The organism is Kitasatospora sp. NPDC015121, from assembly GCF_055562955.1.
Map to the genome: position 1 here is coordinate 218,908 of NZ_JBVHEH010000013.1, position 12,282 is coordinate 231,189.

The following is a 12,282-nucleotide window of genomic DNA, read 5'->3' on the forward strand; positions in this document are numbered from 1 at the left end:
CCGGCGGGGCGGGCGGCACGGCTCTCGCGGTGTGCTACTCCACGACCTCGGCGGAGAGCAGCAGCACGTCCTCCTTCGGGACGTCCGCGTGGCCGCCCTTGGAGCCGGTGGGGACGGACTTGATCTCGTCCACCACGTCCTGGCCCTCGACGACCTCGCCGAACACCGCGTAGCCCCAGCCCGGGCCGCTCTTCACGGTGTGGTCGAGGAAGGAGTTGTCCGCGACGTTGATGAAGAACTGCGCGGTGGCCGAGTGCGGGTCCGCGGTGCGGGCCATCGCCACGGTGTAGCGGAGGTTCTTCAGGCCGTTGTCGGCCTCGTTCTGGATCGGCGCGCGGGTCTCCTTGCGGCGCAGGCCGGGCTCCATGCCGCCGCCCTGCACCATGAAGTCGTCGATGACCCGGTGGAACACGGTGCCGCTGTAGAAGCCGTCCTGGACGTACTGCAGGAAGTTGGCGACCGTCACCGGGGCCTTCTCGGCGTCCAGCCGGACCACGATGTCGCCGTGGTTGGTGCTCAGCTTGACCTTGGACAAGGCAACCTCACTGTCTGTCTGCTGCATCTGATGCGTCGATACGAAGATCGTCGCCGCCCATTGTCGCAGCCCCCGTACCGCTTCCGGCCCCCGCCACCCCGCCCGGCCACCCTCGTCCGCCCCGGCCTACCCTTGCCCGGTGCCCGACCACTACCCGTACCGCGTCCAGGACCGCACCGGCGACCTGACCCTGCTCTGGTGCCTCGGCGAGGACGACGACCACCCCGACGCGTTCCGCACCGGCCCCGACGGCGCCCTGCTGCGCTTCCCGGACGCCGTGGCCGCCGAAGCCCACTGCGCCCGCCACGGGCTGGAGTTCGTCGCCGACGCCGAGGGCTCCCTCGACCTGGCCGCCGCCCGGCGCTGGACCGCCGACCCGCACCCGCGCTCGCCCGCGAGCTGCCTGCTGCTGCTCGACACCTGGAACTTCCTCACCGACCTGCCGCACCCCCTCCCGCCCGAGGGCCCGGCCCACCGCAGCGCCTACGACAAGCTCTTCGGCGGCACCGCCCTCACCCCCGGCGCGGGTCCCGACGCCTGGACCCCGGCCGAGACCTCCGCCGTCCGCGCCCTGTTCACGGCCGGCTTCACGCGCTGGGAGCGCTCACTGCGCCCGGCGCGGTAGCGTGGCGGCGGACCACGCTCCTCCCCCTCTTCCGAGAAAAGCCGCACCGGATGCACGTCCTGGACGACCCCACCGGCCTCTCCCCCCTCGCGCGGGACCTGCTGCGCCGCACCGGGCGGCGGGTGGCGCCGCCCCGGCCGCCGACGCCCCCGTCCCCGCTGCCGCTGTCGCCGCCGCTGGTCCACCGCGAAGGGTTCGAGCGGCGCTACGGCGGCCTGCGGTACCTGGTGCGCCGCGGCGGCGGCTCCGCCGAGGCGCGCGAGTGGGTCTACGCGTCGGATCCGCAGCCGTGGGCCGACCCGGGCCGCGGCTGGTACTACGGCTGGCGCGGCGAGCGGGTCTCCTCGCCGGTGGGCCACCTGCTCCACACCGACGGGCGGGTCGGGGTGGAGGACGGCGGCGGCGTGTTCCTGGAGACCGCCCGGTCGGTCCCGGCCCTGATCGAGTCGCACGCCCTGCTCGACCGGTACGCCGCCTGGGAGCGCCACACCGGGACCGCCGCCCTCGCCGCCGTCCGCCGCCTCGACGGCCTGGCCGACGTCCCCGAGGCCTCCGGCCCCACCGTCCGCTGGCGGGTCTCCGCCGACCTCGCCGTCCAGGAGTTCCGGCTCTGGACCAGCTGCCTCCCCCGCCCCTGGCACGCCTGGATCTGGACCCGCGACGCCGCGGCCCGCACCCGCCTCACCGACGCCCTGGCCCGGGCCGCGGCGGACTCTCCCTGACCCCGCCCCCGGGCGGGGTGGCGGCGGCGTCCGCGCAGGTCGGCGTCAGTGACCCGTCAACCGTTCGTCAGCGATACATCGCAGACTAACCGGAGGTCCCGCGCAGTGGCGGCGATCTCCCGCTCCCCGCACCCGTTCGAAGGGACGCTCCCATGCCTGCGACACGACCTGACCACCGACGGCTCTGCGACGGGATAGCCGAGCAGGCCGACCTGTTCCTCCGGGCCCTGGCGGACGTCGGGTTGGACCGTCCGTCGCCCAGCTGTCCCGGCTGGACGGCGGGCCACCTGATCGGGCACCTGCACCAGGCGATGGGCTGGGCCGCCATGCTGGTCGAGACCCGGGCGCCGGGGTTCGTTCCGCCGACCGGCGCGGCGGAGGGCGCCGGTTCGGGCGACGCGGACTGGACGACGGCGGTCAACGACCTGGCCCTGGGCTCGCTGGCCCGATTCGGCGGCGAGCAGGGCCGGGACAAGCTGGCCGCCTGGCTGGCCGCCGAGGCCGAGCGCTTCGTCTCCGCGCTGCGCGCCGCCGGCCCGCACGGGCCGGTCTGGACCACCTTCGGCCCGCACGAGGCCGCGTTCTGGGCCCGCTGGGGCAACCTGGAGGTCACCGTCCACCGGGCGGACGCCGAGCTGCTCGCCGGACGGGACTTCCGCCTGCCCGCCGACCTGTCCTGCGACGCCGTGGACCTCTGGCTCACCGCGCTGGGCGACCCGGCGACCGCCCCGTTCTACGACCCCAAGGTGGCCAACCTGCCCGGCAGCGGCGAGACGCTGCTCTTCCGCGCCACCGACGCGCCCTCCGGCGCGCCGGCGGCCTGGCTCGTCACCCGCACCCCGGACGGCCCGCGGACCACCGGCGACCCGGCCGCCACCGCCCGCCCCGCCGACGTGGCGGTCACCGGCACCGGCGCGGACCTGCTCCTGCTGCTCAAGCGCCGGATCCCCGCCACCACCCCGACCCTGGAGGTCACCGGCGAGGACGCCCTGCTCGCCCACTGGCTGGACAACGCCCTGGCCTGACCCCGCCCCGACCCCGGCCTGCCCCTGGGCCCGCCCCCGCCCGGGGGCCGCCGCGGTGCCCGCGCCGGGCCCCGGCGGTGGACTGACGGGCCGTCGGGACGGGCCACAATGGGGGGATGACGGAGGAACGGCTGCGGGTGGTGCTCGCCGAGGACTCGGCGGTGCTGCGGGACGGCATGGCGGAGCTGCTGGCGGTGCGCGGCTGCGAGGTGGCGGCGGCGGTCGCCACGGCGGAGGACTTGCTGGCGGCGGTCGCGGCGCACCGTCCGCGGGTCGCGGTGGTGGACGTGCGGATGCCGCCGACGCACACCGACGAGGGCGTCCGGGCGGCGCTGCGGATCCGGCAGTCGCACCCGGACGTCGGCGTGCTGGTGTTCTCCCAGCACCTGGAGACCTCCTGGGCGGCCCGGCTGCTCGCGGGCGGCGCGGCCGGGATCGGCTACCTGCTGAAGGAACGGGTCACCCGCACCTCGGAGTTCGTCGACTCCCTGCACCGGGTCGCCTCCGGCGGCACCGCCCTCGACCCGGAGGTCGTCGCCCACCTGCTGCGCGCCCGCCGCCGCAGCGCGGTCGACGCCCTCACCCCGCGCGAGCGCGAGGTCCTCGCGCTGATGGCGGAGGGCCGCTCCAACCGGGCGGTCGCCGAACGGCTGTCGGTCTCGGAACGCGCGGTGGAGAAGCACGTCGCCGCCGTGTTCACCAAGTTCGACCTGCACGCCTCCCCGGCGGACAACCGGCGGGTGCTGGCGGTGCTCGCCTACCTCGCCGAGACGGGCTGACGCCGGGCCGGACGACCGACGCCGTGGCGGAACGGGGCGGCCGCGGCGGTCACAGCCGGGCGGGCAGTTCGGCGGTGACCGTCGTGGGGCCGCCCGGCGGGCTGTCCACCCGCAGCCGGCCGTCGACGGCGGCGAGGCGTTCGGCGAGTCCGGCCAGCCCCGTCCCGCCGCCGCCCGGGTGCGCCGGTCCGGGGGCGGCCCCGCCGCGCCCGTCGTCCCGGACGGCGAGGCGGACGAGGGTGCCGGTCGTGGTGACGGTGAGTTCGGCGGTGCGGGCGGCGCTGTGCCGGCTGACGTTGGCGAGGAGTTCGGCGGCGCAGTACCAGAGGGTCTGCTCGATCACCGGCTCCGGGCGCTCCGGGAGGTCGAGGCGGAGCGTGACGGGGACGGCGCAGCCGGCGGCGAGGGCGGGCAGCGCCTCGCCGAGTCCGCCGTCGAGCCCGGTGGGGCGCAGTCCGCTGGTGAGGACCCGCAGTTCGGCGATGGTGTCGTCGGTCTGACCCCGGGCCCGGTCGACCAGGGTGCGCAGCCGGGCCGCGTCGGGGTGCGGACCGGTGAGGACGTCGTCGACCAGGGCCAGCGTGAGGGCGACGGCGATCAGGCGGGCCTGGGTGCCGTCGTGCAGGTCGCGTTCGAGCCGGCGGAGCCGTTCGGCTCCGGTGGTGAGCAGCGTGTGGCGGGCGGCCTCCAGTTCGCGGACCCGCTGCTGGGCGCGGCCCGGCCCGAGGAGTCGGCGGGCGAGCCGCCGCTCGGCCCCGGCGAGCAGTCGGACGGCGGGGACCGCGGCGGCGAGTGCGGCCAGGCCCAGCAGCGGGGCGAGGACGTCGGACGGCCCGGCGGGGTGCGGGCCGTCCTCCAGCAGGCGCAGCCAGAGCGGGAAGCCGAGCAGCCAGCCGCAGCCGAGCGGCAGCAGGACGGCGACGGCCCCGAGCAGGCCGAGCGGCAGCCGCAGCAGCAGGTAGCCGAGGGCGCGCCAGGCCGTGGCGTCGGTGAGCGCCGCGCGGATCGCGGCGACCGCGCCCGGCGACCGGACCGGCCGCCCGGGGTCGGGCACCTCGGCGCCGAGCAGCCGCCGGACCAGCCACCGGTGCGGCCGGCCCAGCGCCCTGGCACCGGTCAGCGCGGCCGCCGCCACCGGGAGCCCGACGACGGTCAGCGACAGCAGCGCCCCGGCGTACAGCGCGGCCAGCGCGTACGCCCCGCCCGACAGCGCCACCGGCAGCCCGAGCACCGCGAACCCCCACTCCCCGGGCCGCACCGCCCACCACCGCCGCCACCCCGTCCCGCCCACCGCCGACGCCTCCCGTCCGCCTCCGTCAGGAACACCACCCTGCACCATCCGCTCCGCTCCCCGCCCACGCGGCCCGACGACCACCTCACCCACCCACCGCCGCTTCCGCCGCCCGCCCGCGCAGGGCGACAACCGCCGTGGCGAGAGTGGTGGGCAACGTGAGCAGCGCGACTGCGGCCACCGTGCGGGCGCAGGTGCCGAGGGGAACGACGGGGAGCGGGGTGCCGAGGGCGGCGGTGCTGAAGGCGCTGGTGGTGGCGGCGGTGACCAGGGCGCCGAGGAGCAGGCCGACGGCGCAGGTGAGGGCGGCTTCGGCGGTGACGGCGCGGAGGACTTGGGCGCGGGTGGCGCCGACCAGCCGGAGCAGGGCGAGTTCGCGGCGGCGTTCGGCGGTCAGTCCGATCAGGGTGGTGAGGGTGGCGACGGCGCCGAAGGTGGCGAGGAGGCCGAGTTCGACCTGGCGCAGCCAGATGTCGGTGGCGGAGGTGGCCCCGTCCGAGAGGACCGCCGAGTGCCGGGCGGTGGCCGTCATGGTGGCCATGGTGGTGGAGAGTCCGGTGAGCAGGGCGACGGGTAGGACGGCGGCGGCGAGGCGGTGGGCGTGGCCGCGCTGGTTGGCGTCGGCGAGCCAGCCCGCGCGGGGCGCGAGGGTGCGGGTGGCGGCGCCGAGCAGCGCGGCGGGGAGGCGGACCAGCGGGGCCCCGGCGAGGGCGACGGCGGCCAGCAGGGCGAGGGTTGCGAGCAGCGTGGCCTGTGCCGATTTGTCGACTTCCTCAACGGTTCTGGTCGCGGCGAGGCGCAGCAGCAGGCCGCCGCCCGCCAGGGCGAGCACGGCGGCGACCGGACGGAGGACGCCGGGACGCGGCGTGCCGCCGGTGCTGCCGGTGAGCGCGGCGGCGGGGGCGGGCCGGGTGATCCGGCGGGCGGCGACGGTGGCGGCGGCGGCCGCGATGAGCAGGGCGACGACGGTGGCGGCGAGCGCGACGGGGAGGGTGGCGCCGATCCGGGCCTGCGGTGCGGCGAGTCCCCGTTCGCGCAGCGCGGTGAGGAAGGCGTGGGCGGCGGCGGTGCCGAGCAGGCCGCCGGGGGCGGCGACGGCGAGGACGAGCAGGGCGCTCTGCGCGCGCAGCAGTCGGCGGACCTGCCGGGGCGTGGCCGCGACGGTGCGCAGCAGGGCGAGGTCGCGGTACTGGTGGCGCAGCGCGAAGCCGAGGGTGTGCAGGGCGACGAAGAACGCCACCAGGACGGTGATCTCCCCGAACGCCCCGGCGATCAGCACCACGCCGGGCCCGCCGGCCGCTCGGCGCTGCGCGGTGCTCACGCCGCGTTCCGAGCCGAGCAGCGCGCCGAGCGCGGTGACGGCGGCGACGGCGAGCAGCAGGGCCACGGCCGCTCCCGCGAACCCGGCCGGCCTGCGCCGGAGCTGTCCCCAGGCGAGGGCGACGGTCATCATCGGCCCGCCCCGTCCGTCTCGTCGGCCGCCGCCCCGAGGAGGGCGAGCGCCCGGGCGACCTGGTCGGCCGTCGGGCGGGGGAGCTCGTCGACCAGCAGGCCGTCGGCGAGCAGCAGCACCCGGTCGGCGTACGCGGCGGCGGCCGGGTCGTGGGTGACCATGACGCAGGTCCGGCCGTCCTGGTCGACGCCTTCGCGCAGCAGGGTGAGGACTTCCCGTCCGGTGGCGCGGTCGAGGGCGCCGGTCGGTTCGTCAGCGAACAGGACGCGGGGGCGGGTGACCAGGGCGCGGGCGACGGCGACGCGCTGCTGCTGGCCGCCGGAGAGGGTGGCCGGGCGTTTGCGTGCGCAACCGTCCAGGCCGACCCGGGCCAGGGCCCGGTGGACCAGGTGCCGGTCGGGGCGGTGTCCGGCGAGGCGGCCGGGTAGCTCGACGTTCTGGGCGGCGGTCATGGCGGGCATCAGGTTGAACGACTGGAAGACGAATCCGACGTTCTCCCGGCGCAGTGCGGCGAGTCGGCGTTCGGGGAGGGCCCCGATCTCGGTGTCGCCCCAGTGGACGGTCCCGCGGTCGGGCCGGTCCAGACCGGCGAGGCAGTGCAGCAGGGTGGTCTTCCCGGAGCCGGAGGGGCCCATCACGGCGGTGAAGGTGCCGGCCGCGAGCCGGACGCTCACTCCGCGCAGCGCCGCCACGGCCCGCGCCCCGCGCCCGTACCGCCGGTGCAGCCCGTCCGCCCGGGCCACCGCCTGCGAGACCTCCGGTACGTCCGGCCCATCCAGTGCGTCCAGTAGGTCCAGCGGGTCGTTCGTCTTCTCGTCCATGTCCTCATCGTGGCCGCGGGGCCTCGGGCGCTTCGATGGTGCCACCGCCCGTGTTCGGGGTTCGGAAAACCGCCCCGTGCCGACCCATGGCGGCTCCGGCCAGGCTCGGCCTCCGGCTCCGGCGCGGCTCTCGGGCGGACGGGGCGGCGGTGGGCACGATGGGGGTGCCGTTGCCGTGAGGAGTGTCCGAGAGCCGGGAGGCGTGCCGTGACCGCTGCCGAGGAACCGCAGGTGGAACCGAGTGTGGGGGCGGCGCCGTCGGCGCCGCCGTCGTCCGAGCCGTACCGCCATCCGGCGGCGGGGTGGGGGGCGGCGAAGAGCGTGGCGAAGGTGCTGGCGGCCACCGGGGAGTGGGTGGACGGGCCGCGGGCGGTGCTGCGGATGAACCACGAGGACGGCGGGTTCGACTGTCCGGGCTGCGCCTGGCCGGACGACTATAAGGGTCTGCACCTGGACATCTGCGAGAACGGGATCAAGCACGTCACCTGGGAGATGACGGGCAAGCGGGTCGGCCGGGAGTTCTTCGCCGCGCACACCGTCACCGAGCTGTCGACGTGGAGCGACTTCGCGCTGGAGGACCAGGGCCGGCTGACCGAGCCGATGGTCTACGACCCGGACACCGACCGGTACCTGCCGATCGACTGGCAGCGGGCGTTCGACCTGTTCGGCGAGGTGGTGCGCGGCCTGGACTCCCCGGACGAGGCGGCGTTCTACACCTCGGGGCGGCTCGGCAACGAGGCGACCTTCCTCTACCAGCTGCTGGCCCGCGAGCTGGGCACCAACAACCTCCCCGACTGCTCGAACATGTGCCACGAGGCGTCCGGCCGGGCGCTGACGGCCTCGATCGGGACCGGCAAGGGGACGGCCGACCTGCGCGACTGGGAGGCGGCGGACGCGCTGTTCATCCTGGGCGTGAACGCGGCGTCCAACGCGCCGCGGATGCTGACCGCGCTGGCCGACGCGACCCGGCGCGGCGCGCAGGTGGTGCACGTCAACCCGCTGGTGGAGGCGGCGGCGACCCGCACCATCGTGCCGCACGAGTTCGCGAACATGGCGCTGAACCGGGCGACGTCCACCTCCACGCTGAACCTGCAGGTGCGGATCGGCGGGGACCTGGCGCTGCTGCGGGGCATCGCGAAGGCGGTGCTGGAGCAGTCGGCGCACGACCCGAAGGCGCTGGACGCGGAGTTCGTCGAGCGCCACACCACCGGTTTCGCGGCGTACCGGGAGCTGGTGGAGAACACCCCGTGGGAGGAGCTGGAGCGGCAGAGCGGCCTGAGCCGGCCCCAGCTGCTGCGGGCGGCGAAGGTGTACCGGGAGGCGGACCGGTCGATCTTCTCCTGGTGCCTGGGCGTCACCCAGCACGAGCACGGGGTGGACACCGTCCGGGAGATCGTCAACGTGCTGCTGCTGCGCGGCAACCTGGGCCGGGAGGGCGCCGGCCCGTCGCCGGTGCGCGGGCACTCGAACGTGCAGGGCAACCGGACCTGCGGGATCGACCACCGTCCGGCGCCGGAGTTCCTGGACCGGCTCTCCGAGGTCTGCGGCATCGACGCGCCGCGCGCGCACGGGCTGGACACCGTCGGGGTGATCGGGGCGATGGCGCGCGGCGAGGTGAAGGTGTTCGTCGGCATGGGCGGCAACTTCGCGCTGGCCGCGCCGGACACCGCCTACACGTACCGGGCCCTGTCGCGCTGCGAGTTGACGGTGCACGTGTCGACCAAGCTGAACCGCAGCCACCTGGTGCACGGGCGGCGGGCGCTGATCCTGCCCTGCCTGGGGCGCACCGAGCAGGACCGGCAGCGCGGCGGGGTGCAGGCCTCCTCGGTGGAGGACTCGATGAGCATGGTGCACCTGTCGGTGGGGATGCGGAAGAAGCCCGCGTCCCGGCAGCTGCTCTCCGAGCCCGCGATCATCGCCGGCCTGGCCCGGGCCGCGCTGCCGGGCAGCGGCACGCCCTGGGAGTGGTACGTCGAGGACTACGACCGGATCCGCGACACCATGGCGAAGGTGCTGGACGGCTTCGAGGACTTCAACCGCCGGGTGCGGCTGCCGCTGGGCTTCCGGATCCGCCAGCCCGCCCGCGAGCTGGTCTTCCTCACCCCGTCCGGCAAGGCCGAGTTCTCCACCGCCCCGCTGCCGGACGTGATCCCCGCCCCCGGCACCCTGGTGCTGGGCACGATGCGCTCGCACGACCAGTGGAACACCACGATCTACTCCGACGACGACCGCTACCGGGGCGTGAGGAACCTGCGCACCCTGGTCTTCATGAACCGCCAGGACATGCGCGAGCGGCACCTCGACGCGTTCTCCCCCGTGGACGTCACCGCCACCGCCCGCGACGGCTCGACCCGCTCGCTGCGCGGCTACCTCGCCGTCCCGTACGACCTCCCGCGGGGCTGCGCGGCCGGCTACATGCCGGAGATGAACGTGCTGTGCGCGATCGGCGACTACAGCGCGCAGAGCGACCAGCCGATCATGAAGCACCTCAAGGTGACCGTCACGGCCGCCACCGCCGCCGACGGCGCCTGACCGGACCGCGGCCGGGCGGCGGCAGCAGCGGCCGGAAGCCGTCGGGCGCGGTGACCGGGGCGACCCGGTCGGCGTCCGCGCGCAGCTGGGCGTGCGCCTGGTACGAGGTGGCGCGCATCGCCTCCTCGTACCCGGCCAGCGCGCCGCTCAGCGCGGCGGCGCCGGTGCCGCCGCGCCGGCGCAGCGCCCGCCCGGCGAGGCCGAGCGCGGTCAGCACCGCGCCCAGTACGCCCAGCACGATCAGGTAGGGCACCACCGCACCGCTCCGTCCTCGTCCCCTTCCCCCCTCCGTAGCGGCTCACCGGCCGGCCGGCCGCCGCCGTTCCCGCCGGTCCGCCGGCCCGGTCAGGTGCCGAACAGTTCGGCGCAGGCGTCCACGCCGGTCAGCCGCACCTCGGGCCGCCGGGTGGCGTCCCACTGCTCGCGGGTGAGGCGGAAGCGCAGGGTGGTGGCGGGTGCGCCGTGGCGGTTGTCGCGGTCGACGCCGTCGGGGCGGTAGCCGAGGCGGCGGGAGACGGCGATGGACGGGGCGTTGTCGGCGAAGGAGTGGGAGGTGGCGTCGGTGGCGCCGAGGCCGGCGAAGACCAGGTGGAGCATGGCGGCGCGGGCGGCCGTGCCGAGGCCCCGGCCGTGGTGCGGGAGGGCCAGCCAGGAGCCGGAGAGGACCTCGCGGCGCACCGCGAACTCCTTGGCCCGGACGGACTGGACGCCGACGGGCCGTCCGTCGGCGAAGACGACCAGGGGCAGGCTCCAGTCCTCGGGGCTCCAGTCGGCCAGTGCGCGCCAGTGGGCGCGCAGGACGGCGCGGGCGCGTTCGGCGGGCGCGGCGTAGGCCCAGGCGGAGCGGAACGGGCGGGTGCCGGGGGCGACGACGCCGGCGGCGGCGAGGTCGGCGAGGGCGTGCAGTTCGGGCTCGGTGGGCAGCCGCAGTTCGAGGCGCTCGGTGCGGACGGTCAGGCCGGGCAGCGGCCAGTGGGGGGTCGGCATCGGCCCAGTGTGCCCGGGGCCGGCCGCCGGGGTCACGGGTCGGTGCACCGCCCCGCCGCGTCCAGGTCTAGACCAAGTCGCAACCGGTCCGAGCTTGACCCGCGATCAACCCCGGTTACCCGGCAGGAACTTGACAAGCGGTTTTGGTCTGAACCAATGTGGCGGCATCGGAGCGATCGCGGCGCCCAGTCCGCCGTCCTTCCCCGTCGCCCGCACCCCTGCGGCCCCACCTCGGGGCCGTTCGCGACCGGCTGCCCTCCTCCGGCCCCCGGGACGCGTCCCCGTCCCCCGCCGCACCCCGGCCACCCGCTCCCGCCCTGGAGGGCCGCCCCATGATGTCCGTGTCGCCCCGCCGCGCCCACCTCTACCGGGCCGCCGGCGACCACCCGTACTTCAGCAGCGACGGCGAGTCGTACCTCGCCCAGCACACCCTGCGCGAACTCACCAAGTCCCGCCCGCTGCGGGTGCTCTCGGAGGAGGACTTCGCGCACTGGCAGACCTACGGCTACGTGGTCGTCCGCGAGGCGGTGCCGGCCGGGCACGCCCGCCGACTGCTCGACTTCGCCTGGGAGTTCCAGGGCCTGGACCCGCTGGACCCGGCCGGCTGGTACGCCGACCGGCCGTTCCGCTCCGACCTGGAACGGCGGCTGCACGCCTACGGCTTCGTCGAGGCCTACCACCACCAACTGCTCTGGGACAGCCGGCAGGACCAGCGGGTCTACGACGCCTTCGTGGACGTCTGGGACTGCGAGGAGCTGTGGGTCACCCTGGACCGGCTCAACCTCAACCCGCCCAACCGGGGCAGCCGCGACCGCTCGCTGGTCGACCCCGCCGACCGGGGCGCCGACCTCCGCCTGCACTGGGACATCGACACCTCGCTCGGCGTGCCCCCGCAGCGGGTGCAGGGCATCATCGCGCTCAACGAGACCGCGCCGGAGACCGGCGGCTTCCACTGCAGCCCCGAACTCTTCCGCCGCTTCGACGCCTGGCGGCTCGCCCAGCCCGCCGGCCGCGACCCCCGCCGCCCGGACCTCGACCGCGCCGAACTCCCGGTGGTCCGCCCCGAGCTGCACCCCGGCGACCTGCTGATCTGGAACGGCCTGCTGGCCCACGGCGTCGCCCGCAACCGCTCCGAGCGGGGCGTGCGCGCCGTCCAGTACCTCGCCATGATGCCCGCCCTGGAGGAGCACCAGCGGCTGCGCGAGTCCCGCGTCGACTCCTGGCGCCACCTGCACACCCCGCACTGGAACCGCACCCTGCTCGGCGACCCCGTCCTCCACGAGTCCAAGCGCTACCCCACCGCCCGCCTCACCGACCTCGGCAGCAAGCTCCTCGGCCTCAGCTCCTGGTACGAACCCGTCGACCTCACCGCCCAGGCCGGCTCCTGGCTCGACCACCCGGCTCCCGCGCGAGACCCCCTCGGCGGCCCGGGGGACGGCGGGGCCGAGCTGCTGGGCACCGGAGCCCGTCGGCGGGCCCGCGCCGCCGAGGACCCCGGACGGTGACCCGACG

At 76.1% G+C, this 12,282-nt stretch carries 12 protein-coding genes; 6 read left to right on the plus strand and 6 right to left on the minus strand.

The annotated features are described in order from the left end of the window. Window positions 1-34 precede the first annotated feature (34 nt). A complete protein-coding gene (locus tag ACZ3J7_RS21175) occupies window positions 35-535 on the minus strand; it encodes a peptidylprolyl isomerase (RefSeq protein ID WP_465623240.1) in 501 nt (166 codons plus the stop codon). A 139-nt stretch (window positions 536-674) separates the two neighbouring features. On the opposite strand from ACZ3J7_RS21175, the gene ACZ3J7_RS21180 reads away from it, so the two are divergent. The 4 genes from ACZ3J7_RS21180 (at window position 675) to ACZ3J7_RS21195 (ending at window position 3,686) form a co-directional block, all read left to right on the plus strand. Next, complete coding sequence (locus ACZ3J7_RS21180) at window positions 675-1,160, plus strand: hypothetical protein (RefSeq protein ID WP_465623242.1); 486 nt, start codon at window positions 675-677, stop codon at window positions 1,158-1,160. 50 nt (window positions 1,161-1,210) lie between these two features. Continuing rightward, on the plus strand, window positions 1,211-1,882 hold the full coding sequence (locus ACZ3J7_RS21185) for a hypothetical protein (RefSeq protein ID WP_465623244.1): 672 nt from the start codon (window positions 1,211-1,213) through the stop codon (window positions 1,880-1,882). A gap of 152 nt (window positions 1,883-2,034) precedes the next feature. Continuing rightward, on the plus strand, window positions 2,035-2,907 hold the full coding sequence (locus tag ACZ3J7_RS21190; protein WP_465623246.1) for a maleylpyruvate isomerase N-terminal domain-containing protein: 873 nt from the start codon (window positions 2,035-2,037) through the stop codon (window positions 2,905-2,907). Between the two features lie 116 nt (window positions 2,908-3,023). Continuing rightward, window positions 3,024-3,686, plus strand: a complete 663-nt coding sequence (locus ACZ3J7_RS21195) for a LuxR C-terminal-related transcriptional regulator (RefSeq protein WP_465623248.1) — start codon at window positions 3,024-3,026, stop codon at window positions 3,684-3,686. A gap of 49 nt (window positions 3,687-3,735) precedes the next feature. Here ACZ3J7_RS21195 and ACZ3J7_RS21200 read toward each other — a convergent pair whose 3' ends face one another. From ACZ3J7_RS21200 to ACZ3J7_RS21210, 3 genes are all read right to left on the minus strand, one after another. Beyond that, window positions 3,736-4,977 (minus strand): sensor histidine kinase, encoded by a 1,242-nt coding sequence (locus ACZ3J7_RS21200; RefSeq protein ID WP_465623251.1) that lies wholly within the window; start codon window positions 4,975-4,977, stop codon window positions 3,736-3,738. 85 nt (window positions 4,978-5,062) lie between these two features. Further along, window positions 5,063-6,430 carry an FtsX-like permease family protein gene (locus ACZ3J7_RS21205; RefSeq protein ID WP_465623253.1) on the minus strand — a complete coding sequence of 456 codons (1,368 nt, stop codon included), beginning with the start codon at window positions 6,428-6,430 and terminating at the stop codon, window positions 5,063-5,065. Next, complete coding sequence (locus ACZ3J7_RS21210) at window positions 6,427-7,251, minus strand: ABC transporter ATP-binding protein (RefSeq protein WP_465623256.1); 825 nt, start codon at window positions 7,249-7,251, stop codon at window positions 6,427-6,429. The genes ACZ3J7_RS21205 and ACZ3J7_RS21210 overlap by 4 nt, the downstream gene beginning before the upstream one ends. A gap of 231 nt (window positions 7,252-7,482) precedes the next feature. Here ACZ3J7_RS21210 and ACZ3J7_RS21215 point away from each other — a divergent pair, with 231 nt between their 5' ends. Then, window positions 7,483-9,783, plus strand: coding sequence for an FdhF/YdeP family oxidoreductase (locus ACZ3J7_RS21215; RefSeq protein WP_465623259.1), 2,301 nt, complete (start codon window positions 7,483-7,485; stop codon window positions 9,781-9,783). Here the strand turns inward: ACZ3J7_RS21215 and ACZ3J7_RS21220 are convergent. Together ACZ3J7_RS21220 and ACZ3J7_RS21225 are read right to left on the minus strand one after the other, a co-directional pair. Beyond that, on the minus strand, window positions 9,752-10,039 hold the full coding sequence (locus ACZ3J7_RS21220) for a hypothetical protein (RefSeq protein WP_465623262.1): 288 nt from the start codon (window positions 10,037-10,039) through the stop codon (window positions 9,752-9,754). The two genes, ACZ3J7_RS21215 and ACZ3J7_RS21220, sit on opposite strands and share 32 nt — an antisense overlap. An 89-nt stretch (window positions 10,040-10,128) precedes the next feature. Further along, the gene (locus ACZ3J7_RS21225; RefSeq protein ID WP_465623265.1) at window positions 10,129-10,770 is read right to left on the minus strand and encodes a GNAT family N-acetyltransferase; all 642 of its coding nucleotides are present in this window, start codon (window positions 10,768-10,770) and stop codon (window positions 10,129-10,131) included. Window positions 10,771-11,102: 332 nt separating this feature from the next. On the opposite strand from ACZ3J7_RS21225, the gene ACZ3J7_RS21230 reads away from it, so the two are divergent. Then, window positions 11,103-12,275 (plus strand): phytanoyl-CoA dioxygenase family protein, encoded by a 1,173-nt coding sequence (locus ACZ3J7_RS21230; protein ID WP_465623268.1) that lies wholly within the window; start codon window positions 11,103-11,105, stop codon window positions 12,273-12,275. Window positions 12,276-12,282 lie beyond the last annotated feature (7 nt).

Bases quoted from the DNA above. Each gene is read 5' to 3' on its own strand.
- ACZ3J7_RS21205 (WP_465623253.1), bottom strand. From the start codon at position 6,430: ATGATGACCGTCGCCCTCGCCTGGGGACAGCTCCGGCGCAGGCCGGCC.
- ACZ3J7_RS21185 (WP_465623244.1), top strand. From the start codon at position 1,211: ATGCACGTCCTGGACGACCCCACCGGCCTCTCCCCCCTCGCGCGGGAC.
- ACZ3J7_RS21190 (WP_465623246.1), top strand. From the start codon at position 2,035: ATGCCTGCGACACGACCTGACCACCGACGGCTCTGCGACGGGATAGCC.
- ACZ3J7_RS21230 (WP_465623268.1), top strand. From the start codon at position 11,103: ATGATGTCCGTGTCGCCCCGCCGCGCCCACCTCTACCGGGCCGCCGGC.
- ACZ3J7_RS21195 (WP_465623248.1), top strand. From the start codon at position 3,024: ATGACGGAGGAACGGCTGCGGGTGGTGCTCGCCGAGGACTCGGCGGTG.
- ACZ3J7_RS21210 (WP_465623256.1), bottom strand. From the start codon at position 7,251: ATGGACGAGAAGACGAACGACCCGCTGGACCTACTGGACGCACTGGAT.
- ACZ3J7_RS21225 (WP_465623265.1), bottom strand. From the start codon at position 10,770: ATGCCGACCCCCCACTGGCCGCTGCCCGGCCTGACCGTCCGCACCGAG.